This is a genomic window from Noviherbaspirillum sp., from assembly GCF_035627455.1.
Taxonomy (GTDB): domain Bacteria; phylum Pseudomonadota; class Gammaproteobacteria; order Burkholderiales; family Burkholderiaceae_D; genus Noviherbaspirillum.
Map to the genome: position 1 here is coordinate 1 of NZ_DASPLS010000076.1, position 22,481 is coordinate 22,481.

Below are 22,481 nucleotides of genomic sequence, written 5' to 3' on the forward strand. Positions count from 1 at the left end.
CGGCTCCACGATCGCCGTGATCGGCACCGGCGCGGACATCGCCTACCCGGCGCGCAACCGCAACCTGGCGCAGGAAATCGCGGAGAACGGCTGCATCGTCAGCGAATACCCGCTCGGAATGCCCGCGATCGCAGCCAACTTCCCGCGCCGCAACCGCATCATCTCGGGGCTGGCGCAAGGCGTGCTGGTGGTGGAAGCAGCCGCGCAGTCCGGCTCGCTGATCACCGCGCGCGTGGCGGCGGAGCAGGGACGCGATGTCTACGCCATCCCCGGCTCGATTCATTCCCCCTTGTCCAAGGGCTGCCACCTGCTGATCAAGCAGGGTGCCAAGCTGGTGGAATCGGCGCAGGATGTGTTAGAGGAGGTCCGCCACGACGCCGCGCGACGCCCGTCCGAAGCGCCCGCACGGCAACCGGCGCAGCGCAGCGCCGGCTGCGCGATCCTGGACGCGATGGGCTTTGATCCGGTTGCGCCGGACCTGCTGGCCGCACGCTGCGAAATCGATATCGCCGCGCTCAGCAGCATGCTGCTGACGCTGGAACTCGACGGCTTGATCGAGATGCTCCCCGGCGGCATGGTGCGCCGCATCGCAACATCCTGATACCAATTCTGCTGTCCCGCTTCCCGTTTTTGGGATATCCTGTAATCGTAAGGCCCCCCGATAAACCTTGTACTGTCGCCGGCGTGACACCGTTTTTTGTACGAAGCGGTATCTCGTGCAAAGAAAGAGCAACACGAGAGTGTCATTTTTTGCAACCTGGTCGCGGTGCCGCTTTGGCAAAACGGCCTTAACGCTACAGTAAATCATGTTCGACGTTCTCGTATATCTCTACGAAACCTACTACCGTCCGGAGGCCTGCCCCGACCCGGAGGCGCTGATCCGCAAGCTTTCCGCGGTGGGTTTCGAGGAAGAAGAGATTTCCAAGGCGCTGGGCTGGCTGACCGATCTGGCGGAAACCACCAGCGAGTTCGCGGAACGTTATCCGCAGCAGACCGCGTTTTCCTTCGGCATGCGCATCTACGCGCAGCAGGAAATGGACGTGCTTGGCACCGAAGCCGTCGGCTTCCTGCAATTCCTTGAATCGGCGAAGGTGATCGATTCGATCCAGCGGGAAATTATCATTGAGCGCGCACTTGCCGTAAGCGATGCGCCGGTGTCGCTGGACAAAGTCAAAGTGATCGTGCTGATGGTGCTCTGGAGCCAGGGCAAGGAACCGGATGCGCTGATCTTCGACGAACTCTTCTCCAGTGAAGAGGACGATTCCGAACCCCGTCTGATGCATTAATAGCAAGGAAGCAGGTTCACCGGCCCACATGTTGACCGGCGGCCACGCCTGCCGCGACAAGACTTCCCGCCTCGCCTCGCTTGCGGTTTTCGCCGCAACCCGCTTATCATTGGCCGCTAAATCCCCGGATCGTTGCTATATTGGTAGCGCTTGAATGCTACCCGGCATCCGGGCCGGCCTTGCCATAGCCGGCATTGCCATCTATATATATGTGCGCTCTTCCGCGCAACAATCGAGACCATTTTTATGACTAAGACCCTCATCATCGCAGAGAAGCCCTCTGTCGCGAACGACATCGCGAAGGCGCTCGGCGGCTTCACGAAGCACGATGAGTACTTTGAATCCGACGAGTACGTGCTGTCCTCCGCCGTCGGCCATCTGGTCGAAATCGCGGTGCCGGAAGAATACGACGTCAAGCGCGGCAAATGGACCTTCACCCATCTTCCGATGATTCCGCCGCATTTCGCGCTTACGCCGATCGCCAAGACCGAATCGCGGCTGAAGGTGCTGAACAAGCTGCTCAAGCGCAAGGATGTCACCGCCGTCGTCAACGCCTGCGACGCGGGCCGCGAAGGCGAACTGATCTTCCGCCTGATCATGCAATACGCGAAGGCCAAGCAGCCGATCCGCCGCCTCTGGCTGCAGTCGATGACGCCGGCCGCAATCCGGGACGGCTTCGCGCGCCTGCGCGAAGACCGGGATATGCTGCCGCTGGCTGATGCCGCGCGTTGCCGCAGCGAAGCAGACTGGCTGATCGGCATCAACGGCACGCGGGCGATGACCGCATTCAACTCCAAGGACGGCGGGTTTTACCTGACCACGGTCGGACGCGTGCAGACGCCGACCCTGTCGATCGTGGTCGAGCGCGAAGAGAAGATCAAGAATTTCGTGCCGCGCGACTACTGGGAAGTGCGTGCCGAGTTTGTGTGCGCGGCCGGCGTGTACGAGGGGCGCTGGCTCGACACCAGGTTCAAGAAGGATGAAACCGATCCGGAAAAGAAGCCGGAGCGCCTCTGGAGCAAGGCCGCTGCCGACTCCATCGTCGCCGCCTGCCGCGGCAAGCAGGGCACGGTCACCGAAGAATCCAAGCCGGCCACCCAGCTCTCGCCGGCGCTGTTCGACCTGACCAGCCTGCAGCGCGAGGCAAACGCGCGCTTCGGTTTTTCCGCAAAGAACACGCTGGGCCTGGCGCAGGCGCTGTATGAAAAGCACAAGGTACTGACCTACCCGCGTACCGACTCGCGCCACCTGCCGGAAGACTACCTGAACACCGTGCAGCAGACGCTGGAAGTCGTTGCGGAGAACCACAACTACCACCAGTTCGCGAAGCAGATCATCGACAAGAAGTGGGTCAAGCCGAACAAGCGCATCTTCGACAACAGCAAGATCAGCGACCACTTCGCGATCATCCCGACGCTGCAGGCGCCGAAGAACCTGTCCGAACCGGAACAGAAACTCTACGACATGGTGGTGCGCCGCTTCATGGCGGTGTTCTTCCCGGCGGCGGAATACCTGGTAACCACGCGCATGACCGAGGTGTCGGGCCACAGCTTCAAGACCGAAGGCAAGGTGATGACCAATCCCGGCTGGCTGGCGATCTACGGCAAGGAAGCGGCGAACGACGACGACAAGGACAACGCGGGCACGCTGGTGCCGGTGGCCAGGGGCGAGACGGTGCATACCGACAAGGTCAACGCGAACGGACTGGTGACCAAGCCGCCGGCCCGCTACTCGGAAGCGACGCTGCTTTCCGCAATGGAAGGCGCCGGCAAGCTGGTCGAGGATGAAGGCCTGCGCGAGGCGATGGCCGGCAAGGGTCTGGGCACCCCGGCCACGCGGGCGGCGATCATCGAAGGCCTGCTCAATGAAAAATACCTGCTGCGCGAAGGCCGCGAGCTGATTCCGACGGCAAAGGCGTTCCAGCTGATGACGCTGCTGCGCGGCCTCGGCGTGGACGAGCTGACGCTGCCGGAGTTGACCGGCGAGTGGGAATACAAGCTGGCGCAGATGGAGCGCGGCCAGATCAGCCGCGAGGAATTCATGCGCGAGATCGCACAGATGACCCAGATCATCGTCAAGCGCGCGAAGGAATACGACAAGGACACCATCCCGGGCGACTATGCGACGCTGAAGACGCCCTGCCCGAACTGCGGCGGCGTGGTAAAGGAAAACTATCGCCGCTTTGCCTGCACCAAGTGCGAGTTCTCGATGACCAAGATCCCCGGCAGCCGCCAGTTCGAGATCGCGGAGGTCGAGGAATTGCTGCAGAAGCGGGAAATCGGCCCGCTGCAGGGTTTCCGCTCGAAGATGGGCCGACCGTTCGCCGCGATCCTGAAAATCGTGCGCGACGAGGAAAACAACAACTACAAGCTGGAGTTCGATTTCGGCCAGGCGCAGGAAGACGACGAAAGCGGTGAAGGCGTCGACTTCAGCAACCAGCCGGTTCTCGGCCCCTGCCCGAAGTGCGGCAGCGGGGTCTATGAAATGGGCCTGGCCTACGTCTGCGAAAAGACCGTCGCCAAGCCCAAGGCTTGCGAATTCCGCAGCGGGCGCATCATCCTGCAGCAGGAAATCGTGCCGGAGCAGATGGCCAAGCTGCTCAACGACGGCCGCACCGACCTGCTGCCCGGCTTCATCTCGCAGCGCACGCGGCGCCCGTTCAAGGCCTTCCTGGTGAAGGACAAGAACGGCAAAGTGAGCTTCGAGTTCGAGGAACGCAAGGCCAAGGCGCCCGCGAAGGGCAAGGCGGATGCGGAAGAAGCGCAGGAAGCGGCGCCGAAGAAGCCCGCGGCCAAGACGGCTGCGAAGACCGCCACGAAGACGGCGGCCAAGACGGCCGCCAAGACCGCGGTGAAGAAGCCGGTCGCGAAGAAGGCAACGGCCAAGAAAGCGGCGTGAACTGAGCGCGGGAGGTTGCAGTGAACGAGATCATCGAATCCGTGCCGTCCAAGGATGAATGCAACCTCGCGATGCTGGCGCATCTGCTCGGCATCTTCAGCGGCTTCGTCGGCGCGCTCGTGCTGTGGCTGGTCCGGCGCGAGGAATCCGGTTTCGTCGCCCGCGAAGCACGCGAGGCGCTGAACTTCCAGATCACCGTGGCGCTCGCGCTCGTGGCCAGCATCATGCTCAAGCTGCTGCTGGTGGGTTTCCTGCTGTTTCCGCTGGTATTCCTGGCGAACTTCGTATTCTGCCTGCTCGGCGCGCTGGCGGCGGCAAAGGGCAAGCCTTATCGCTATCCGCTTTCGCTACGCCTCGTGAATTGACCACACCGCCGCACACTGGCATGCACGGCCGACGCGCCCCCGGTCAGTCCCGCTCCGGCTCCAGCCTTTCATACCCCGGCAGGTCGTCATCCATTTGCGCCCAGGGCGGCAGGTTGGCGACGAAGATGTGCGCGCTAGGCCTTGCCGCCGTTTCGCTGTCGATCGTCCCCATGCGCAGGCGCAATACCTGCGGCTGCTCGTCCCTGCGAGAATACAGCGGCGTGCCGCAGTTGCGGCAGAACGCCCGCTTCTTTCCCGGCGAGGATTCGTATTCCGCAATCAGATCCTGCCCGCCGGTCCAGCGAAACGCTGCCACATCAACCGGCGCCGCGATCACCGACGCGCTTCCCTGCGCCTTGCGGCAATCGCTGCATCGACAGACGGTGATCGTGCCGAACGGGCCGTCGTACTCGTAGCGCACCGCGCCGCACAGGCAACTGCCCCTTGTCATTGCGCCTCCTGCAGGTAAGTCTTGATCACCGCCGCATCGTCGAGCGCGCCGAAGCCGCTTTCCAGGGTGCGCCTGAACGCGGCGAGCGCCGCATCGCCGAGCGGCGTGTCGTATTGCGCGTTGTCGGCCAATGCGGTGGCGAGCGTTACGTCCTTGGTGAGGATATGCGCGAATGCGCGCGGCGAAAAATCGTCCTTCAGTGCGCGCGCCATGCGGTCCTGGAAGATCCATGACGCGCCGCTCGATGCGCAGATCACGTCGAACAGCTTGCCCGGCTCCAGCCCGAGCTTGATGCCGAGCGCGAGCGCCTCCGCCCCGGCGACGAGATTGATGCCGGCAAGCAGGTTGTTGACGAGCTTGGCCTTCGCGCCGTCGCCGACCGCCGCACTGATCACGAATCGCTTGTCGCCGAGCGCATCCAGCACCTGTTCATGACGCTGCAGCAGCGCGTCGCCCGCCGCCAGCATCATGCTCATGGTGCCGGCCTCGGCGCGCGCCGGTCCGCCGGAGACCGGCGCGTCGATGGTGTCGATGTCGTGTTGCGCGAGCCGTTGTGCGAAGCTGACCGTGTCCTGCGGCGCAATCGTCGAGCACAGCATCACTGTGGTTCCGGCTGCTGCGCCGTGCACGACGCCGTCAATGCCGAACAGTACCTCATCGATCTGCGCAGCGTTGACGACGACAATGATGATCAGCGCTGATTCCCTTGCCAGCGACGCCGCCGAGGGGCACACCTGCATGCCGCACGCCCGTGCCTGCTGCTCCGCCTCGCTCCGTATGTCGCGCACCGCCACCGGGAAGCCCTTGCGATGCAGATTCCTTGCCATTGCCATGCCCATCGCACCGATGCCGACGATGCCGATCCTTTTGCCTGTGCTCATCCGTGCTCCTTCCCTGTCAGGCGGAAATTGTCTCTGCGGAACTCGCACCGTAACGCATCAGTCGAACGATGACAAGAACACGCACGACGCAGCACCTTTCTTCTGGAGGATAAGATGAAGACACGCAGCCTTGCTTCCATCATGGGCGCCGCCACGCTCGCCATCACACTCGCCGCCTGCGGCACGACGACACGCCAGCAGGTCGGCATCGGCACCGGCGCGGTGCTGGGCGGAGTGGCCGGCAGCGCCGTGACCAACGGCAGCACGCTGGGCACGGTCGGCGGTGCGGCGGTCGGCGGGGTGCTCGGCAATGAGATCGCCAAGCCGAGAAAATAAGCAAAAAAGGTAAGCAGTTGTAACGCAAAGGTGCGCAGCGGCAGCACCGCTGCGCACACGTCCATCCCCTGGTGCCCGCATGCAGCGCGGCACGCTTCGCCTAAGTCCTTGATTCATGCGGGTGCCCGCCGACAGCGCGGGTGCACGGCACTTCAGGTCAGCAATCGAACACGTCGCCGGCCCGCATTGGACGCCTCCCTCGGGGGATGACGCTGCGGGAAGCAGCCGGAACTTTCGTTAGTTGAAAGATTCTACACACTCGCATGCATGCCATTTTGGCATGAATGGCTTTCTTGCTTTCTTGCTCAGCGTTTTTCAAGGAGAACTTTATGTTGAAATGGACCATCCCTCTCGCATGTGCGCTGGTACTTGCGGCGTGCGGCACAGGCAGAATGTCCGGTATGGGCGGCAGTTCCGGTTCCTCCGGCGCATCCGGTTCCTCGGCTACCTCGCCAAGCAGCTCATCCGGCAGCGGCATGTCGGGCAGCGGCATGTCGGGCAGCGGTATGTCGGGCAGCGGCAGCAGCAGCAGCCCGAGCAGCTCCGGCAGCAGCTCTTCCACCATGCCGACCACCACCGGTTCAGGTGATCCTGGCACTTCCACTGGCAATACTGCTTCCCCCGCAGCGGGTACCGGCGTCGGCGGTAGCGGCGGCTCGGGCGGCTCGTCGAAGTAAGGGCTCCCTCGGTAGTGCGCTTCGTACAGCATCGCGCCGGGCAGCATCGGCCGTCGTGCGACTGTCCGGCAGGTCTGTGCCTGGCGCATTACCCACCTCCGTTTCTCCCTCCCTGAAATACTCTCAGGCGCGCACGCGCCACCCTTCGTGCGCAAGCAGGTAGTGCTTGCGTTCCACGCCTCCCGCATAACCCGACAATCCCCCCGATGCACCAAGAACCCGGTGGCAAGGCACGATGATGGACACCGGATTGCGGCCGATCGCCGTTCCCGTCGCGCGTACCGCCTTCGGATTTGCGACGCGCAATGCGACGTCGCGATACGTGCTGGTGACACCGAAGGGCAGCTCCAGCAAGGCGTTCCAGACGGCGCGCTGGAATGCGGTGCCACCCAGGTCGAGCGCGAGGTCGAAGCCGGTACGCCTGCCCGCGAAATAATCGTCCAGCTGGCGCATCGTTTCCTGCAGATGTGGATTGGACCGCTGCGCGCACCAGCCTTGCGGCCCGTCGAAGTACTTGTGCTCCTCGAAATAGAGGCCGCGCAGGCCCCGTTCGCTCGCGGCCAGCAGCAGCGTGCCGAGCGGACTGGAATGTTCGGTGTAAGAGATCATGTCATGCCATCCATAAGGCCAGCGCCGCGTAGCCGCGCCACGGCGACCAGGCGGCGGCACGTGCGGCAAGTTGTTTCTCGGTGAGGCGGCCACCCGGGTCCGCCGCGGCTTTTTGCAAACCCAGGTCGCCGGCCGGGAAGGCATCCGGAAAGCGCAGCGCGCGCAATGCGATGTAATGCGCGGTCCAGTCGCCGATGCCGGGCACCGACTTCAGGCGCGCCACCGCTTCCGCAAGCGGCATGCCCGGCTGCAGTTGCAGGCCGCCGGCCGCGGCAAAGCGCGCCAGATGCCGCAGGGTTTCCGCGCGCTTGCCGGGCAAGCCGATCGCGGCGATATCCGGAACCTGCGCTTCCGCCAACGCTTCCGGCAGCGGGAAATGATGCGTCAACCGTTCGAACGGCGCTTCGGCGGCTGAGCCAAAGCGCTCCACCAGTCGCCCCGACAGCGTGGTCGCGCCTGCGACGCTTACCTGCTGGCCGAGCACCGCGCGCACCGCCAGTTCGAACGCGTCGAAGGCGCCGGGCACGCGCAGCCCGGGCGCCGCCGCGATTTGCCGGGCCAGCAGCGCGTCCTGGCGCAGGTGCGCCTCGATTACCGCCGGATTGGCGTCCAGGTCGAACTGGCTGCGCACGCGCGCCAGCAGCGGCATCAGCCTGGACGACAGCGACGGCGCGACTTCCAGCGCCAGCTGATGCCGTTCCGGCACATGCGTCACGCGCAGCCAGCCGCGCAGCTCGCCGATCCGTACCGAGCGCAGGTAGGCGCGCCCGTCCTGGACAGATTCGACGCCCGGGACGGCGCGGCCGGCCAGGTAGTCGAGGATGCCCGGCCAGCGGTACGGCGGGCGGTAAGCCAGGCGCAGGACCAGCGCATCACGCGCCGCCCCCTCGCCCTGCGCGGTACGCCGGATCGCGGTAGGCGCGATGCCATAGCGTTGCGCGAACAAGGCATTGAATCGCCGCACGCTGCCGAAGCCCGCCGCGAATGCGATATCCGCCATCGGCATCGCGGTCTCCTGCAGCAGCTTCTTGGCGAACAGCAGGCGTTGCGTCTGCGCCAGCTCCACCGGGCTGACGCCGAAATGCTGCAGCAGGACGCGCCGCAGTTGCCGCGATGAAAGCCCGACTTCGGCAGCCAGGCGCTCGAGCTTGCCGTCGTTCAGCGCGCCGGCTGCGATGCGCTGCCAAACGGCATGCGCGAGGTTTTCCTGCAGCGCATACGGCGCCAGCTCCGGGCGGCAGCGCAGGCAGGGTCGGAAACCCGCGGCTTCCGCCGCGGCGGCGCTGCCGAAGAACTGGCACGACGATTCACGCGGCGTTTTCACGCCGCACACCGGGCGGCAGTAAATGCCGGTGGTTTTCACGCCCGTGAAAAAGACGCCGTCAAAGCGCGTGTCGCGCGCGGCCAGCGCGCGATAGCAGCTGGCGCGGTCGAGAACGGGCATTCCGGGCAGTGGCGATGCGGCGGTATTCATGGAAGTGTTATACCCGCCGCCCGGGAGAGCGTCTAGCCGTTTTCGGACATCATCTGCGCAAGTCATTGGCGGCATTGCGGCGTCGCGCCGCTTCCCGTTCCAGCGCGGCGGTGGCAAGCAGGCTAGCGTAAGCTTCCCAGGCACCGAACCGGCGGTGCAGCGGCGGCGCCCCGCTGTCGATCTTCGCGCACAGCCGTGCGTGCCATATCGAAAAAGCGGCGGCCAGGCGCGCCGGCGGCGCAAGCAGGAAGTGCAGGAAGCGGTTGGCAGTCGGCATACTCATTTCTTTTCCCCTCGCAAGGAAGTTGGTATGCCGGCAGTGTAGGTGTTAATCTACGCACATTAAATCTTCAATTTTGCATCTTTAATCAGCAAAAATGCACAACGAGAAGAACGACCGGCAGGATGCAAAGCCGCATCCCGGCTTGTCCTCGCGCCTGGATTGGGATGACTTGCGCTATGTGCTTGCGGTCGCCCGCGCGGGCTCGCTGTCCGGCGCCGCCCGCACCATGGGCGTCATGCATTCGACCATGCTGCGCCGCATCGACGCCATCGAAGGCAAGCTGCAGGTGCGCCTGTTCGAGCGCTTGCGCACCGGCTATGTCGCGACCGAGGCCGGCGAAGCGCTGTGGCGGGTGGCGGAGCAATGCGAACCGCTGGTGGCCGAAGCGGAGCGGCGGATCATCGGGGGCGACACCCGGCTGACCGGCACGCTGCAGGTGACGACCGGCTTCGTCGTCGCGCAGTATCTTCTGCCGCGCCCGCTGGCACAGTTCTGCGCCGCCTATCCTGGCATTGAAGTGGAGGTGCAGGGTGCGCGCGAACGGCTCGACCTGTCGCGGCGGGAAGCGGATATCGCGCTGCGCATATCGGCCGAGGTGCCGGATTATCTCGTGGGGCGCAAACTCGGCGAGATCCGCTTTCGCGTCTATGCCTGGCATGACGCGCCTTTCCTGAACCCGGCGGGCGCGCGGCCGGCGCCGCGGCCGATCGAGGCGCTCGTGAACGAACTGCCGTGGATCTGCTTCCAGCGCGGCGCGCAGGAACGGATGTACGACCGCTGGATGCATGCGAACGTCCCCCCGTCCTCGGTCGCGGTACGTGCCGATCATTTTCCGACCGCGCTCGCGTTCATGCGCACCGGCATCGGCGTGGCGCTGATGCCGGAATTCATGGCGAACGAAGAGCGCGGACTGCTCCCGCTGTCGGAACCGATCGACGCGCTGCAAACGCCGCTCTGGATCCTGACCCATCCCGACCTGCGCCACACCGCGCGCGTGCGCGCTTTCATGCATACGGTGGGAGACGCGCTGCAAACGCTGCTGTAAAGTTTCTTTACATACTCTGACGCCGTGCTTGCGGCCGTGGGGCATTTGGCGCCATCGTAGTTCTACTACTTTCCCCTCGTCACACCTTGGAGTAATCTGGCGAGAGCCTGATTTCACATGTGTCGCTGCCGGCCCCTTCCCCCGACGCCGGCGTCCTTTTCCCGGGCGTAGTACGATCCTTGTGCAGTCAGGTATCAGAACAACCCATTAGAGGAAGAGACAACCATGAGACACCACCTGTTGGCGGCGGTCGCCGCGCTTTTCTGCGCTACCGCGCTCCATGCCAAAGACATCAAGATCGCCCACGTCTACGACAAGACCGGCCCGCTCGAAGCGTATGCGAAGCAGACGCAGATCGGCCTGATGATGGGCCTGGACTATGCCACCAACGGCACGATGCAGGTCAACGGCAACAAGCTGGTGGTGATCGAAAAGGACAGCCAGGGCAAGCCGGACGTGGGCAAGTCGCAGCTGGCCTCCGCCTTCGCCGATGACCGCGCCGACATCGCGGTCGGCCCGACCAGTTCCGGCGTCGCGCTCGCGATGCTGCCGGTGGCCGAGGAATACAAGAAGATCCTGCTGGTGGAGCCGGCGGTGGCCGATGCGATCACCGGCGAAAAATGGAACCGCTACATCTTCCGCACCGGCCGCAATTCCTCGCAGGATGCGATCTCGAATGCGGTGGCGCTCGACAAGGAAGGCGTGACCATCGCGACCCTGGCGCAAGACTACGCATTCGGCCGCGACGGCGTGAAGGCGTTCAAGGAAGCGCTGAAGAAGGCCAAGGTCGTGCACGAGGAATACCTGCCGACCAATACCACCGACTTCACCGCCGGCGCGCAGCGCCTGTTCGACGCGCTCAAGGACAAGCCGGGCCGCAAGGTGATCTTCATCATCTGGGCCGGCGCCGGCAATCCGTTCAAGATCGCCGACCTCGATCCGAAGCGCTACGGCATCGAGATCGCGACCGGCGGCAACATCCTGCCGGCGATGGCGAACTACAAGAACTTCCCCGGCATGGAAGGCGCGACCTATTACTACTTTGCGATTCCCAAGAACCCTGTAAACAACTGGCTGGTGAGCGAGCACTACAAGCGCTACAAGAACCCGCCGGATTTCTTCACCGCGGGCGGCATGGCGGCAGGCATCGCCCTGGTCGAGGCGCTGAAGAAGACCAACGGCGACACCAATACCGAGAAGCTGATCTCGACCATGGAAGGGATGAGCTTCGAAACACCGAAGGGCAAGATGACCTTCCGCAAGGAAGACCACCAGGCGATGCAGTCCATGTATCACTTCAAGATCAAGGTCGACCCGGCATTCCCCTGGGGCGTGCCTGACCTGGTGCGCGAGATCAAGGCGGAAGAGATGGCTGTTCCGGTCCGCAACAAGCGTTGAGTCGAAAGGCTTCCTTTCGGAAGCCGTATCCAGAAAGGCAGTTTGCAGCACCCTGCCAGGCGGGGTGATGAGGTCGGACGATCGCATGCGTTCTCGACCTCACCACCCCCACCCTCCCCCCTGAACGGGTGCGGGAATCCGCACAGGCAGCGCTATCATCGGAGCCCCCTATGTCCGAACACCCCCATCCCGGTGCGCTGGAAACGCGCGACCTGACGATACGCTTCGGCGGCCATGTCGCCGTCAACGCAGTGTCGTGCAAGTTCGCGCCCGGCACGCTGACCGCGATCGTCGGCCCGAACGGTGCCGGCAAGACCACCTATTTCAACCTGATTTCCGGCCAGCTGAAAGCGAGCGCCGGCCAGGTGCTGCTGAACGGCCGCGACATCTCGTCACTGTCGGTGTCCGCGCGCACCCATGCCGGCCTCGGCCGCGCCTTCCAGCTGACCAGCCTGTTTCCGAACCTGACGGTGCTGGAAAACGTGCGGCTGGCGCTGCAATCGCGCCGCCACATCGGCCTGGACATGTGGAATGTATGGAACCACCACCGCGCGTTGATCGAGCGCGCCGAACAGCTGCTGGAGAGCGTCGCGCTGCTGGGCAAGCGCGAGGTGCATGCGGCGGCGCTGCCGCACGGCGACCAGCGCAAGCTCGAAGTCGGCCTGCTGATGGCGCTCGATCCCGACGTCTACATGTTCGACGAACCCACCGCCGGCATGAGCGTCGATGAAGTGCCGGTGATCCTCGACCTGATCCGCTCGCTCAAGGCGCGCCGCGACAAGACCATCCTGCTGGTGGAGCACAAGATGGATGTGGTGCGCGAACTCGCGGACCGCATCATCGTATTGCACAACGGCACCCTGATGGCCGACGGCGATCCGGAAACCGTGATCGCGTCCCCGGTGGTGCAGCAAGCCTATCTCGGCCTGGCGCCGGTGGAGGACGCCGCATGAACGCCCCCCTGCTGAAACTCGAAGGCGTGCACACGCATATCGGCGCCTATCACATCCTGCATGGCGTCGACCTGGAAGTGCCGCGCGGCCAGCTGACGATGCTGCTCGGCCGCAACGGCGCCGGCAAAACCACCACGTTGCGTACCATCATGGGCCTGTGGCAGGCGTCGCAGGGCCGACTCAGCTTTGACGGCAAGGACATCTCGAAGCTGGGCACGCCCGATATTTCCCAACTTGGCATCGCCTACGTGCCGGAGAACATGGGCATTTTTGCCGACTTGTCGGTGAAGGAAAACATGCTGCTGGCCGCGCGCTCGGCGCGCCGCCTCGACGACATCGACGGCAAACGCCTGGAATGGATCTTCACGCTGTTTCCTGCGATGAAGAAGTTCTGGCTGCATCCGGCCGGCAAGCTGTCGGGTGGACAGAAGCAGATGCTGGCGGTGTCGCGCGCGATCGTCGAACCGCGCAAGCTGCTGCTGATCGATGAACCAAGCAAGGGACTGGCGCCGGCAATCATTGCCAACATGATCAATGCCTTCCGCGAACTGAAGCAGACCGATACCACGATCTTGCTGGTGGAGCAGAACTTCAACTTCGCGAAGCAGCTGGGCGATACGGTGGCGGTGATGGACGACGGCAGGATCGTGCATCGCGGACCGATGGCGGAGCTGGCGGAAGACGAGGCGCTGCAGATGCGGCTGCTCGGCTTGTCGCTGGCGGCGCATCACTGAAGGGAGCAGGCATGGAACAGACAGCAATCCAGCCGGCGGCGCAGGCAAGCGCCCCGCCGGTCCTGAAACAGATCGACTGGGCGCCGCTCGCCCTCGTCCCGGCGCTCGCGTTCGCCGCGCTGCCCTTCATCGGCTCGGCGCCGACCTGGGTCACGCTGACTGCGGCCGGACTGGCGATGGGAATGATCATCTTCATCATCGCATCCGGCCTGACGCTGATCTTCGGCCTGATGGACGTGCTCAACTTCGGCCACGGCGTGTTCATCGCGCTCGGCGCCTTCGTCGCGGTGTCGACCATGGGCGCGCTGCCGGAGCTCGCCGGCTCCGACAGCCTGGCGCACAACCTGGCCGCGATCGCGGCGGCGATGGTCGCCGCGATGCTGGTCGCCGGCGTGCTCGGCGCGGTCTTCGAGCGCGTGCTGGTGCGTGTGGTCTACGGCCAGCACCTGAAGCAGATCCTCATCACGATGGGCGGCATGGTGGTCGGCGAAGAGCTGATCAAGGTGATCTGGGGGCCGCAGCAGATCCCGCTGCCGCTGCCGGCATCGCTGCGCGGCTCGCTGTTCCTCGGCGACGCCGCGATCGAGAAGTATCGCCTCGCCGCCGTGGTGGTCGGCCTGACGGTGTTCGCGATCCTGGTGCTGGTGCTCAACCGCACCAAGCTCGGCCTGCTGATCCGTGCCGGCGTGCAGGACCGCGAGATGGTGGAAAGCCTCGGCTATCGCATCCGGCGGCTGTTCGTGGGCGTGTTCATCGCGGGCTCCGCGCTGGCCGGCCTGGGCGGCGTGATGTGGGGCCTGTACCAGCAGAACGTGACGCCGCAGATGGGCGCGCAGGTCAACGTGCTGATCTTCATCGTGATCATCATCGGCGGCCTCGGCTCGACCGCCGGCTGCTTCCTCGGCGCGCTGCTGGTCGGCCTGCTGGCGAACTACACCGGCTTCCTGGCGCCGAAGATCGCGCTGTTCTCCAACATCCTGCTGATGGTCGCCATCCTGCTGTGGCGTCCGCAAGGCGTTTATCCGGTGACCAATCGATGATGACCCGATTCCTTTCCCACGACCTGCCCCGCAGCCGCGTGCTGGCGGCGGTCCTGACCGTGATCGTGCTCGGGCTGGCGTTCGCGCCCTTCCTGTTCCCGGGCGCCAAGCCGCTCAACGTCGCGGCCAAGATCCTGATCTTCATCGTGCTGGTGGCGAGCTATGACTTGCTGCTCGGCTATACCGGCATCGTGTCGTTCGCGCACACCATGTTCTTCGGCATCGGCGCCTACGGCATCGCGATCGCCAGCACCCGGCTCGGTCCCGGCTGGGGCAGCCTGGCAGCCGGCGCGCTCGGCGCGATCGCGCTGTCGCTGGTGCTGTCTCTGGTGATCGGCCTGTTCTCGCTGCGGGTGCGTGCGATCTTCTACGCGATGATCACGCTGGCGGTCGCCTCGGCCTTCCAGACGCTGGCGTCCCAGCTGTCGGAAATCACCGGCGGCGAGGACGGACTGAACTTCAAGCTGCCCGACATGCTTGCGCCCTCCTTCCAGCTGGCCGAGGAACCCTTCCTCGGCGCCTGGCTCGACGGCCGCTTCATCACGTATTACATCGTGTTCTTCGCGGCGCTGCTGCTGTTCCTGGCGATGCTGCGCATCGTCAATTCGCCGTTCGGGCGGGTGCTGCAGGCGATCCGCGAAAACGATTTCCGCGCCGAGGCGATCGGCTACCGGACGGTGGTGTACCGCACCTGGTCGAACGTGCTGGGCGCCGTGTTCGCGACGCTCGCCGGCTGCCTGCTCGCGATCTGGCTGCGCTACAACGGGCCGGACACCTCGCTGTCCTTCGAGATCATGATCGACATCCTGCTGATCGTGGTGATCGGCGGCATGGGCACGATGTACGGCGCGATCGTCGGCGCCACCGTGTTCGTGCTGGCGCAAAGCTACCTGCAGGACCTGATGGCGCTCGGCGCCAGCGCGACGGAAGGCGTGCCGCTGCTGTCGGCGCTGCTGTCGCCCGACCGCTGGCTGCTCTGGCTGGGCGTGCTGTTCATTCTTTCGGTGTATTTCTTCCCGACGGGCATCGTCGGCAAATTGCGTACCTGGAGATCCTGATGAACCCGACCTCGCACTACCTGCGCTGCTGTGATCGTGAAATCCATTTCGTCGAATGGGGCCGCAGGGGCGCGCCGCCGCTCGTGATGTGGCACGGCCTGGCGCGCACCGGCCGCGACTTCGACGACCTTGCCGGCGCGCTGGCCGGCAGCTATCACATCATCTGCCCGGATACCATCGGCCGCGGGCTGTCGCAGTGGAGCCCCGATCCGGACAAGGAATACTGCCTCGCGTTCTATGCGCAGCTGGCGCTGTCGCTGGTCGACCAGCTCGGCTTCGACAAGCTACGCTGGGTGGGGACGTCGATGGGCGGCGCGATCGGCACGGTGGCCGGCGCGACCACGCTCAAGGGACGCATTTCGCACCTGGTCCTGAACGACAACGGGCCGTCGCTGGCATCGGCCGCGATCGAACGCATCAAGGCGTATGCGGGCAATCCGCCGCAGTTCGACACCGTGACCGAGCTGGAAGGCTTTTTCCGCACCGTGTACAAGCCGTATGGCTGGCAAAGCGACGCGCAGTGGCGGCGCATGACCGAAACCTCGACCCGCCGCATGCCTAACGGCAAGGTAACGCCGCACTACGACCCGGCGATGGTGCGGCAGTTCATCGTCTATCCGGACGATTACGACCTGTGGGAACAATACGATGCGCTCACCATGCCGACGCTGGTGCTGCGCGGTGTCGATTCCGACCTGCTGCTCCAGGAGACGGCGGAAGAAATGACGCGGCGCGGCCCGTGCGCGCAGCTCGCGGTGATCCCCGGCTGCGGCCACGCGCCCGCGCTGAACGTGCCGGAACAGATCGACCTGGTGCGGGGCTTCCTTTCTGCGTAAGTATGGCGCGGCGCTAGTCCGCGAGCAGGAATGCGAGCAGCGCCAGCACCGCGGGCACGGTCTGCACGTACAGGATGCGCTTCTGCACCGTGACCGCGCCCCAGATGCCGGCCACCGCGACACAGCTGAGTCCGAACGCGGTGAAGGCCGCCGCGACTGCCGGCTGCGGATGCAGAAAGCCGACAGCCAGCGCGGCAACGAGAAAGCCGTTGTAGCATCCCTGGTTCGACATCGCCGGCGCCATCATCTCCACCTGCGATGGTGAAAGCCCGAACACGCGGCGGCCGCGCGTACGGAACATCACGGTTTCCAGCAGCACGATATACACATGGATGGCGAGCACAAGCCCGGCCAGGATCTTGGCGAATAACGACATGGCTTCCTCCGCAGCTAAGGTTGTTGCAATGAACAATACATAACCGGCGTACGTAAATCAAAGCCGATTGTAGTACCCTTCCTCGGATGCCGAGCATGCTTTTACCCTCCGCAATAGCGAGGGGCGTGGTGAAGCTGCCGCGCCGTACGCCGCCCGTGGCTGATTAGGGGCGATGCCGGCGGCCCCGGGGCGGACCTAGACAGGAAGGACGGCAGCATGCAAGCAGCGAGAAACGACACGCCCCCCGGCTTTTCCGCGCAAGCCCTGGCGCGCTTCGTCGGCGATGCACTGCGCCGGCGGGCCGACCCGGAAAAGGCGCGGCAGATGGCCGCCTACATGAAAACCGACATGCCCTTTCACGGCGTGCAGAAGCCGGATCTCGAACCGGTGCTGCGTGCGATGAAGGAACGATTCGCGCCGGCGTCGCAGGCCGACTACGAGGAGGGCGTGCGGGCGCTGTGGCAACTGCCGCACCGCGAGGAAAAATACGCCGCTATCGAATTCGCGATCCGGCACCGGCAGTACATCGCGTCGCCCTCGCTGCCGCTGTATGAGCAACTGATCCGGGAAGGCGCATGGTGGGACCTGGTCGACCCGGTGGCCACGATGCTGGCCGGACGCCTGCTGCTTCTGCAGCGCGCCATCACCGCGGCCGCCATGGAGCGCTGGGTGCGCGACGATCACATGTGGCTGCGCCGGGCGGCTCTGCTGGCGCACCTGAAGCACAAGACGCAGACCGATACGCGCCAGCTGTTCGCGTATTGCGTTCTGCTGGCCGGCGAGAAGGAGTTCTTCATCCGAAAGGCGATCGGCTGGGCGTTGCGGGAATACGCGAAGACCGATCCCGGCGCGGTACGCGCTTTCCTGCAGGATCATCGCACCATGCTGTCAGCGCTCAGCCTGCGCGAGGCATCCCGTCACCTTGCCTGAACGGTTGCCTCATTCCGCGCCGCCTTCCTGCCGCGCGAACTGCACGTTGCTGCGCCCGCGGTTCTTCGCCTCGTACATCGCCAGGTCGGCGCTGCGCATCAGCGCCTTGCCGTCGCGGCCATCGCGCGGCGAGATCGCCGCGCCGATCGACGCCGAGATGTCGAACGTGTGGCCCGCGATCACGAAAGGCTGGTTGAGCGTGTCGAGGATTTTTTGCGCCACCACCATCACGTCATGTTCGCCCTCCACATTCGGCAGCAGCGCGACGAATTCATCCCCTCCGAGGCGGGATGCGGTATCCGACTCGCGCATGCAGCCCTGCAAGCGCTGCGCGACTTCCTTGAGCAGCAGGTCGCCATAGGCGTGGCCGTAGTTGTCGTTGACCGGCTTGAACTTGTCGAGGTCGATGAACAGCAGCGCAGTGTTGGAACCATTGCGCCGGGCGATCGCGAGCGCCTGGCGCAGCCTTTCGTCGAGCAGCTTGCGGTTCGGCAAGCCGGTAAGCGTGTCGTACAGCGCAAGCTGCATTGCCTGGTTGGCCGCATGCAGGGCGCGCGCCCGATCGTCGAGGAAAATCCACATCAGCAGCGCGAGCAGCAGGCTGATGCTGATGCCCGCCTGCAGGATCAGCTGCGCGCGCCCGGCGTCGGCCCGCTGCTCGAAAACCGGCAGCGCCGCAATCGCAATCGTCCAGGAATGGTGCGCGATTTCCATGCGGCTCAGGTGCCGCAGGCGGTGCTGCGTCGCCAGCGCTCGCAGGTTCCGGTTCGAATCGAACATGCGCGCCTCGTCCGACAGGCTGGCGCCGTCATAGATTTCCACGTCGATATTGTCGTCCAGCTGCTCGGACAAGCCGCGCATGAAATCGACCATGCGGAACGGCGCGTAGACCCAGCCGGCGATGCGGTCGCGCCGCCGCTCCTGCGCCTCCTGCGTCGCGTCGTTGCGATACACAGGAAGGTACATCAGGAAGCCGGCCTGCGCCCCGTTGCCGCCTTCCTGCACCAGCGTCACCTTGCCCGTCAGGGTCGCTTCCCCGGTATCGCGCGCCCTGTCCATCGCCATGCGCCTGATCGGTTCGGAATACATGTCATACCCGAAGGCGCGCAGGTTCCTGCCATAGAAAGGCTCGAGGAACACGATCGCGGTGTAGAGATCGCGCCTGCCTTCCGGCCGCACGAGGTAGTCCGAAAATCCCTCATCGCGCACTGCGGCGACATGCCGCGCGAGCTCATGCGGCCGGATGACAACGGCATAGCCGATGCCCTGGATGCCCGGATAATTGCCGGACAGATTCAGGGTATCGACAAAGCCTCGAAACGCGGCGCGGTCGACATTCTCGCTGGCGGCAAACAAGCCCTTGGTCGCCAGCAGCACCTGCTCATAGATCATCAGCCGCTGCCGGATGCGCTCGTTCATGTCGCGCACCCGGTAATCGAATACGCTCTGCACCGCCTGCGCGGCGCTGCGCGCGGCATCCATCCAGAGCTGATAGGTCACCAGCAGCGACGCCAGGAACACGGCGGCGGTCAGCAGGTCGCGTGCGCGCAGCAGGTCCGGCACGCGCCGGCTGCGCTCTTCCTGTGCACTCATGCTGCGCCCCGGCGGCGCCGCCTGGCGCCCGCGGTGGAGGAATCAGGCGCAATCACTCGCCGCCCGTCCTCGTTGCGCCGACCTGCCTGTCAATGCCGCCATCGGAATTCCTTTCTGTTGTCCTGTCCAAAGATTTAAGACAAAAACGGCACCAGAGGGTTTTTGACGCGCCACAAAGTTTCTTTCTGTTCAAGGTGAATGCCGGCATGGCGGCCAAGGCGCTTTCCGTTATGCACCAGCGATGTACCCTGGCCCGGTGAAACCAACGGTCCACATGCTTTTTCGCTTTGCGCTACACTCGACTGTTCCTTCTGATCACTTGCGAGACAGCGATGCTTACCGCCACCCGCCACCCGACGCTCAAAACCGTCCTGATCGCCAGCGGCCTCGTCCTGACGCTCGCCATGGGCGTGCGGCACGGTTTCGGTTTCTGGCTGCAGCCGATTTCGCAGACCCACGGCTGGACGCGCGAGACCTATTCGCTGGCGCTGGCACTGCAAAACCTGCTGTGGGGCGCCTTCGGCCCGTTCGCCGGCATGGCGGCCGACCGCTTCGGCACCGCCCGGGTCGTCATTGCCGGCGCGCTGCTCTATGTCGGCGGCCTGCTGTGGATGGCGACCGTGGCGCAGCCGGTGGCGTTCGTGGTCGGTTCCGGCATCCTGATCGGCGCCGCGCTGGCCTGCACCGCATTCGGCGCGGTCAGCGGCATCATCGGCCGCACCGCCCCCGAAGCGAAGCGTTCCTGGGCCTTCGGCATCTCCTCGGCGGCCAGCTCGTTCGGCCAGTTCGTGATGATGCCGGTGGAGCAGCAGCTGATTTCCTCGACCGGCTGGCAGAACGCGTTCTTCATCCTCGCCGCGCTGGTCGCGCTGGTGATGCTGCCGATGGCGTTCGGCCTGCGCGAAATGCCACAGGAAAAATCCTCCGGTCCGCAGCAGAGCATCATGGAAGCGGTCCGCGAAGCCTTCGCCTACCGCCCCTTCCTGCTGCTGGTGGCCGGCTATTTCGTATGCGGCTTCCAGGTGGTGTTCATCGGCGTGCACATGCCGGCCTACCTGAAGGACAAGGGCATCATGGATCCGAACGTGGCGGTGATGGCGCTGGCGCTGATCGGCCTGTTCAACATCTTCGGGTCCTACTATGCCGGCAAGCTCGGCGGCTTCCTGCCCAAGCGCTACCTGCTGTCGTCGATTTACATTAGCCGCGCGGTGGTGATCAGCCTGTTCCTGCTGGCGCCGCTGTCGTCCTGGTCGGTTTATGTGTTTGCCTGCGCGATGGGCCTGCTGTGGCTGTCCACGGTGCCGCTGACCAACGGCTTGATCGCCGGCATCTTCGGCGTGAAGTACCTGTCGATGCTGTCGGGCTTCGTGTTCTTCTCGCACCAGGTCGGCAGCTTCCTCGGCGTGTGGCTGGGCGGCTACGTGTTCACGAAGCAGGGCAGCTACGATGTCGTCTGGGGCATCACCATCGCGCTCGGCGTGTTCGCCGCGCTGGTGAACCTGCCGATCAATGAAAAGGCGATCGTGCGGCCGCAAGCCGTACCGGCCTGATACATCACCGTGACCATGCGCGACCGGCTCAAGCGTCTGCTGCTCGGCGCCGCCCTGGCGGCGGTGCTGGCGCTTGCCTTCGTCGGATACCTGCGTCCCGCCTTCGTTGTCGATCTCGCCAACCGGATCATCCTATGCTTCTGAACTCCCCTTCCCTGCCGGCCGCGCGCGCCGCCGTGCAAGACCTCGGCGCGTCGCGCATCCGCGAAGTCGCCAATGCCGGCATCGGCCTCGAAGGCGTGCTGCCGTTCTGGTTCGGCGAGCCGGACCAGGAGACGCCGGCGTTCATCCGCGAGGCGGCCAAGCAGGCGCTGGACGCCGGCGATACCTTCTACACGCACAACTTCGGCATCCCGCCGCTGCGCGCAGCGATCGCAGGCTACCTGTCGGCACTGCACCGTCCGGTCGATCCGGGCCGCATCGCGGTGACCTCTTCCGGCGTGTCGGCGCTGATGCTGCTGTCGCAGCTCATCATCAATCCCGGCGACCGCGTGGTGGCGGTGACGCCCCTGTGGCCCAACCTTACTGAAATCCCGAAGATCCTGTCCGCAGACGTGGTGAAGGTGCCGCTCCAGTTCGGAAAGAACGGCGGCAAGACCTGGGAACTCGACGTGCAGCAGCTGATCGACGCGCTCACGCCCGGCACGAAGGCGGTGCTCATCAATTCGCCGAACAATCCGACCGGCTGGGTGATTACCAGGGAACAGCAGGAAGTCATCCTCGCGCACTGCCGCCGCCACGGCATCTGGATCCTCGCCGACGACGTGTATGAACGCCTGGTGTACGACGGCCAGCCCGGCGTGAAGTCCTGCGCGCCCTCCTTCCTCGACATCGCGCAGCCGGAAGACCGGCTGGTGTCGGCAAACAGCTTTTCCAAGTCCTGGCTGATGACCGGCTGGCGCCTCGGATGGGTGGTCGCGCCGCTGCCGCTGATGGCCGATCTCGGCAAGCTGATCGAATACAACACCTCGTGCGCGCCGGGCTTCGTGCAGCGTGCGGGCATCGTCGCAATCGAGCGCGGCGAGGAAATCATCGCCCATACCGTCGCCCGCTACCAGGCGGCGCGCGACTTCCTGTATGAAAGGCTCAACGCGCTGCCGGGTATCGCGACACCGAAGCCGAAGGGCGCGATGTACCTGTTCTTCCGCGTCGACGGCGCCGGAGACACGCTGTCCCTGTGCAAGCGGCTGGTGGTCGACGCGAAGCTCGGCCTTGCGCCCGGCAATGCGTTCGGACCGGAAGGCGAAGGCTATGTGCGCTGGTGCTTCGCAAGTTCCATCGAGCGGCTGGACGAGGGTGTCAAGCGTCTCGCCGCGTTCATGGAAAAGCGCTGAGCGTCAGCCGCTTGTGCGGCATTCGCGCCGCCCGCGGCGGCATGTACGCCGTGTAGAATCGCATGCGGGACCGCACCGGTCTCGCCCCCATGCAGCAGGCATCCGAATGGCCAAGAAATTCCCCTTGCATCCGAAGCATCCCGAGCGCCTCTGCTGGGGCTGCGACAAGTACTGCCCGTCAGATTCGCTCGCCTGCGGCAACGGCTCGGAACGCACCCAGCATCCGGTCGAGCTGTTTGGCGAAGACTGGCACGAGTGGGGCATGGACGCCGATACGCCCCCGGACCAGGAAACCTGATCCCTCTCCCGGCATGTTCCGGTGCACGGCCAGCGCGATTTATCGCGGCGCTCGTCTGGAAGGCAATGCACGCGTC

Annotated in this window: 25 protein-coding genes; 17 read left to right on the top strand and 8 right to left on the bottom strand. The window is 64.8% G+C overall.

The genetic code is table 11. The annotated features are described in order from the left end of the window. The 4 genes from VEC01_RS14770 to VEC01_RS14785 form a co-directional block, all read left to right on the top strand. The coding region (locus VEC01_RS14770) for a DNA-processing protein DprA (protein WP_324901663.1) at positions 1 to 601 on the top strand (601 nt) is incomplete at its 5' end. A gap of 205 nt (positions 602 to 806) precedes the next feature. Beyond that, on the top strand, positions 807 to 1,286 hold the full coding sequence (locus tag VEC01_RS14775; protein ID WP_324901664.1) for a DUF494 domain-containing protein: 480 nt from the start codon (positions 807 to 809) through the stop codon (positions 1,284 to 1,286). A 246-nt stretch (positions 1,287 to 1,532) separates the two neighbouring features. Continuing rightward, positions 1,533 to 4,184: a DNA topoisomerase III gene (locus VEC01_RS14780; protein WP_324901665.1), complete on the top strand. Its 2,652-nt coding sequence runs from the start codon at positions 1,533 to 1,535 to the stop codon at positions 4,182 to 4,184. Positions 4,185 to 4,204: 20 nt separating this feature from the next. Further along, complete coding sequence (locus tag VEC01_RS14785) at positions 4,205 to 4,549, top strand: DUF4870 domain-containing protein (protein ID WP_324901666.1); 345 nt, start codon at positions 4,205 to 4,207, stop codon at positions 4,547 to 4,549. 43 nt (positions 4,550 to 4,592) lie between these two features. On the opposite strand, the gene VEC01_RS14790 is transcribed toward VEC01_RS14785, so the two are convergent. Beyond that, positions 4,593 to 5,000 carry a GFA family protein gene (locus VEC01_RS14790; RefSeq protein ID WP_324901667.1) on the bottom strand — a complete coding sequence of 136 codons (408 nt, stop codon included), beginning with the start codon at positions 4,998 to 5,000 and terminating at the stop codon, positions 4,593 to 4,595. Then, positions 4,997 to 5,881 carry an NAD(P)-dependent oxidoreductase gene (locus VEC01_RS14795; RefSeq protein ID WP_324901668.1) on the bottom strand — a complete coding sequence of 295 codons (885 nt, stop codon included), beginning with the start codon at positions 5,879 to 5,881 and terminating at the stop codon, positions 4,997 to 4,999. The genes VEC01_RS14790 and VEC01_RS14795 overlap by 4 nt, the downstream gene beginning before the upstream one ends. A 114-nt stretch (positions 5,882 to 5,995) precedes the next feature. Between VEC01_RS14795 and VEC01_RS14800 the strand changes: the two genes are divergently transcribed. Further along, positions 5,996 to 6,217: a glycine zipper 2TM domain-containing protein gene (locus VEC01_RS14800; RefSeq protein ID WP_324901669.1), complete on the top strand. Its 222-nt coding sequence runs from the start codon at positions 5,996 to 5,998 to the stop codon at positions 6,215 to 6,217. A gap of 157 nt (positions 6,218 to 6,374) precedes the next feature. Here VEC01_RS14800 and VEC01_RS14805 read toward each other — a convergent pair whose 3' ends face one another. From VEC01_RS14805 to VEC01_RS14820, 4 genes are read right to left on the bottom strand one after another with little or no spacing between them, the layout of a single operon-like run. Next, positions 6,375 to 6,983: a hypothetical protein gene (locus VEC01_RS14805; protein WP_324901670.1), complete on the bottom strand. Its 609-nt coding sequence runs from the start codon at positions 6,981 to 6,983 to the stop codon at positions 6,375 to 6,377. 34 nt (positions 6,984 to 7,017) lie between these two features. Beyond that, positions 7,018 to 7,503 carry a methylated-DNA--[protein]-cysteine S-methyltransferase gene (locus tag VEC01_RS14810; RefSeq protein ID WP_324901671.1) on the bottom strand — a complete coding sequence of 162 codons (486 nt, stop codon included), beginning with the start codon at positions 7,501 to 7,503 and terminating at the stop codon, positions 7,018 to 7,020. 1 nt (position 7,504) lies between these two features. Further along, entirely contained in the window at positions 7,505 to 8,977 is a 1,473-nt protein-coding gene (locus tag VEC01_RS14815; RefSeq protein WP_324901672.1) for an AlkA N-terminal domain-containing protein, read from the bottom strand. A 49-nt stretch (positions 8,978 to 9,026) separates the two neighbouring features. Then, a complete protein-coding gene (locus tag VEC01_RS14820) occupies positions 9,027 to 9,260 on the bottom strand; it encodes a hypothetical protein (RefSeq protein WP_324901673.1) in 234 nt (77 codons plus the stop codon). 94 nt (positions 9,261 to 9,354) lie between these two features. Between VEC01_RS14820 and VEC01_RS14825 the strand changes: the two genes are divergently transcribed. The 7 genes from VEC01_RS14825 (at position 9,355) to VEC01_RS14855 (ending at position 16,324) form a co-directional block, all read left to right on the top strand. Next, positions 9,355 to 10,305 carry a LysR family transcriptional regulator gene (locus VEC01_RS14825; RefSeq protein ID WP_324901674.1) on the top strand — a complete coding sequence of 317 codons (951 nt, stop codon included), beginning with the start codon at positions 9,355 to 9,357 and terminating at the stop codon, positions 10,303 to 10,305. Between the two features lie 225 nt (positions 10,306 to 10,530). After that, entirely contained in the window at positions 10,531 to 11,703 is a 1,173-nt protein-coding gene (locus VEC01_RS14830) for a substrate-binding domain-containing protein (protein WP_324901675.1), read from the top strand. A gap of 170 nt (positions 11,704 to 11,873) precedes the next feature. Continuing rightward, the gene (locus tag VEC01_RS14835) at positions 11,874 to 12,656 is read left to right on the top strand and encodes an ABC transporter ATP-binding protein (protein WP_324901676.1); all 783 of its coding nucleotides are present in this window, start codon (positions 11,874 to 11,876) and stop codon (positions 12,654 to 12,656) included. Beyond that, entirely contained in the window at positions 12,653 to 13,390 is a 738-nt protein-coding gene (locus tag VEC01_RS14840; protein ID WP_324901677.1) for an ABC transporter ATP-binding protein, read from the top strand. Before VEC01_RS14835 ends, VEC01_RS14840 begins: the two co-directional genes overlap by 4 nt. 11 nt (positions 13,391 to 13,401) lie before the next feature. Beyond that, positions 13,402 to 14,430: a branched-chain amino acid ABC transporter permease gene (locus VEC01_RS14845; protein ID WP_324901678.1), complete on the top strand. Its 1,029-nt coding sequence runs from the start codon at positions 13,402 to 13,404 to the stop codon at positions 14,428 to 14,430. After that, positions 14,427 to 15,488 carry a branched-chain amino acid ABC transporter permease gene (locus VEC01_RS14850; RefSeq protein ID WP_324901679.1) on the top strand — a complete coding sequence of 354 codons (1,062 nt, stop codon included), beginning with the start codon at positions 14,427 to 14,429 and terminating at the stop codon, positions 15,486 to 15,488. The genes VEC01_RS14845 and VEC01_RS14850 overlap by 4 nt, the downstream gene beginning before the upstream one ends. Beyond that, entirely contained in the window at positions 15,488 to 16,324 is an 837-nt protein-coding gene (locus VEC01_RS14855) for an alpha/beta hydrolase (protein ID WP_324901680.1), read from the top strand. Before VEC01_RS14850 ends, VEC01_RS14855 begins: the two co-directional genes overlap by 1 nt. Positions 16,325 to 16,337: 13 nt before the next feature. Here VEC01_RS14855 and VEC01_RS14860 read toward each other — a convergent pair whose 3' ends face one another. Continuing rightward, positions 16,338 to 16,700 (bottom strand): DUF1304 domain-containing protein, encoded by a 363-nt coding sequence (locus VEC01_RS14860; RefSeq protein WP_324901681.1) that lies wholly within the window; start codon positions 16,698 to 16,700, stop codon positions 16,338 to 16,340. 216 nt (positions 16,701 to 16,916) lie between these two features. Here VEC01_RS14860 and VEC01_RS14865 point away from each other — a divergent pair, with 216 nt between their 5' ends. After that, complete coding sequence (locus tag VEC01_RS14865) at positions 16,917 to 17,630, top strand: DNA alkylation repair protein (RefSeq protein WP_324901682.1); 714 nt, start codon at positions 16,917 to 16,919, stop codon at positions 17,628 to 17,630. 9 nt (positions 17,631 to 17,639) lie between these two features. Here VEC01_RS14865 and VEC01_RS14870 read toward each other — a convergent pair whose 3' ends face one another. Beyond that, a complete protein-coding gene (locus VEC01_RS14870) occupies positions 17,640 to 19,223 on the bottom strand; it encodes a CHASE domain-containing protein (protein WP_324901683.1) in 1,584 nt (527 codons plus the stop codon). Between the two features lie 332 nt (positions 19,224 to 19,555). On the opposite strand from VEC01_RS14870, the gene VEC01_RS14875 reads away from it, so the two are divergent. The 4 genes from VEC01_RS14875 (at position 19,556) to VEC01_RS14890 (ending at position 22,405) form a co-directional block, all read left to right on the top strand. Next, the gene (locus tag VEC01_RS14875; RefSeq protein WP_324901684.1) at positions 19,556 to 20,773 is read left to right on the top strand and encodes an MFS transporter; all 1,218 of its coding nucleotides are present in this window, start codon (positions 19,556 to 19,558) and stop codon (positions 20,771 to 20,773) included. A 9-nt stretch (positions 20,774 to 20,782) separates the two neighbouring features. Next, on the top strand, positions 20,783 to 20,917 hold the full coding sequence (locus VEC01_RS14880; RefSeq protein WP_324901697.1) for a hypothetical protein: 135 nt from the start codon (positions 20,783 to 20,785) through the stop codon (positions 20,915 to 20,917). After that, positions 20,908 to 22,107, top strand: a complete 1,200-nt coding sequence (locus tag VEC01_RS14885; protein ID WP_324901685.1) for a pyridoxal phosphate-dependent aminotransferase — start codon at positions 20,908 to 20,910, stop codon at positions 22,105 to 22,107. The genes VEC01_RS14880 and VEC01_RS14885 overlap by 10 nt, the downstream gene beginning before the upstream one ends. A gap of 106 nt (positions 22,108 to 22,213) precedes the next feature. Next, entirely contained in the window at positions 22,214 to 22,405 is a 192-nt protein-coding gene (locus VEC01_RS14890) for a DUF3079 domain-containing protein (RefSeq protein WP_324901686.1), read from the top strand. The last annotated feature ends 76 nt before the right edge of the window (positions 22,406 to 22,481 follow it).

Coding starts and splice junctions, on each gene's coding strand:
- VEC01_RS14885 (WP_324901685.1), top strand. CDS start 20,908: ATGCTTCTGAACTCCCCTTCCCTGCCGGCCGCGCGCGCCGCCGTGCAA.
- VEC01_RS14840 (WP_324901677.1), top strand. CDS start 12,653: ATGAACGCCCCCCTGCTGAAACTCGAAGGCGTGCACACGCATATCGGC.
- VEC01_RS14860 (WP_324901681.1), bottom strand. CDS start 16,700: ATGTCGTTATTCGCCAAGATCCTGGCCGGGCTTGTGCTCGCCATCCAT.
- VEC01_RS14800 (WP_324901669.1), top strand. CDS start 5,996: ATGAAGACACGCAGCCTTGCTTCCATCATGGGCGCCGCCACGCTCGCC.
- VEC01_RS14850 (WP_324901679.1), top strand. CDS start 14,427: ATGATGACCCGATTCCTTTCCCACGACCTGCCCCGCAGCCGCGTGCTG.
- VEC01_RS14870 (WP_324901683.1), bottom strand. CDS start 19,223: ATGAGTGCACAGGAAGAGCGCAGCCGGCGCGTGCCGGACCTGCTGCGC.
- VEC01_RS14820 (WP_324901673.1), bottom strand. CDS start 9,260: ATGAGTATGCCGACTGCCAACCGCTTCCTGCACTTCCTGCTTGCGCCG.
- VEC01_RS14790 (WP_324901667.1), bottom strand. CDS start 5,000: ATGACAAGGGGCAGTTGCCTGTGCGGCGCGGTGCGCTACGAGTACGAC.
- VEC01_RS14890 (WP_324901686.1), top strand. CDS start 22,214: ATGGCCAAGAAATTCCCCTTGCATCCGAAGCATCCCGAGCGCCTCTGC.
- VEC01_RS14780 (WP_324901665.1), top strand. CDS start 1,533: ATGACTAAGACCCTCATCATCGCAGAGAAGCCCTCTGTCGCGAACGAC.
- VEC01_RS14855 (WP_324901680.1), top strand. CDS start 15,488: ATGAACCCGACCTCGCACTACCTGCGCTGCTGTGATCGTGAAATCCAT.
- VEC01_RS14815 (WP_324901672.1), bottom strand. CDS start 8,977: ATGAATACCGCCGCATCGCCACTGCCCGGAATGCCCGTTCTCGACCGC.
- VEC01_RS14875 (WP_324901684.1), top strand. CDS start 19,556: ATGCTTACCGCCACCCGCCACCCGACGCTCAAAACCGTCCTGATCGCC.
- VEC01_RS14830 (WP_324901675.1), top strand. CDS start 10,531: ATGAGACACCACCTGTTGGCGGCGGTCGCCGCGCTTTTCTGCGCTACC.
- VEC01_RS14795 (WP_324901668.1), bottom strand. CDS start 5,881: ATGAGCACAGGCAAAAGGATCGGCATCGTCGGCATCGGTGCGATGGGC.
- VEC01_RS14810 (WP_324901671.1), bottom strand. CDS start 7,503: ATGATCTCTTACACCGAACATTCCAGTCCGCTCGGCACGCTGCTGCTG.
- VEC01_RS14775 (WP_324901664.1), top strand. CDS start 807: ATGTTCGACGTTCTCGTATATCTCTACGAAACCTACTACCGTCCGGAG.
- VEC01_RS14865 (WP_324901682.1), top strand. CDS start 16,917: ATGCAAGCAGCGAGAAACGACACGCCCCCCGGCTTTTCCGCGCAAGCC.
- VEC01_RS14825 (WP_324901674.1), top strand. CDS start 9,355: ATGCACAACGAGAAGAACGACCGGCAGGATGCAAAGCCGCATCCCGGC.
- VEC01_RS14845 (WP_324901678.1), top strand. CDS start 13,402: ATGGAACAGACAGCAATCCAGCCGGCGGCGCAGGCAAGCGCCCCGCCG.
- VEC01_RS14835 (WP_324901676.1), top strand. CDS start 11,874: ATGTCCGAACACCCCCATCCCGGTGCGCTGGAAACGCGCGACCTGACG.
- VEC01_RS14805 (WP_324901670.1), bottom strand. CDS start 6,983: ATGCGCCAGGCACAGACCTGCCGGACAGTCGCACGACGGCCGATGCTG.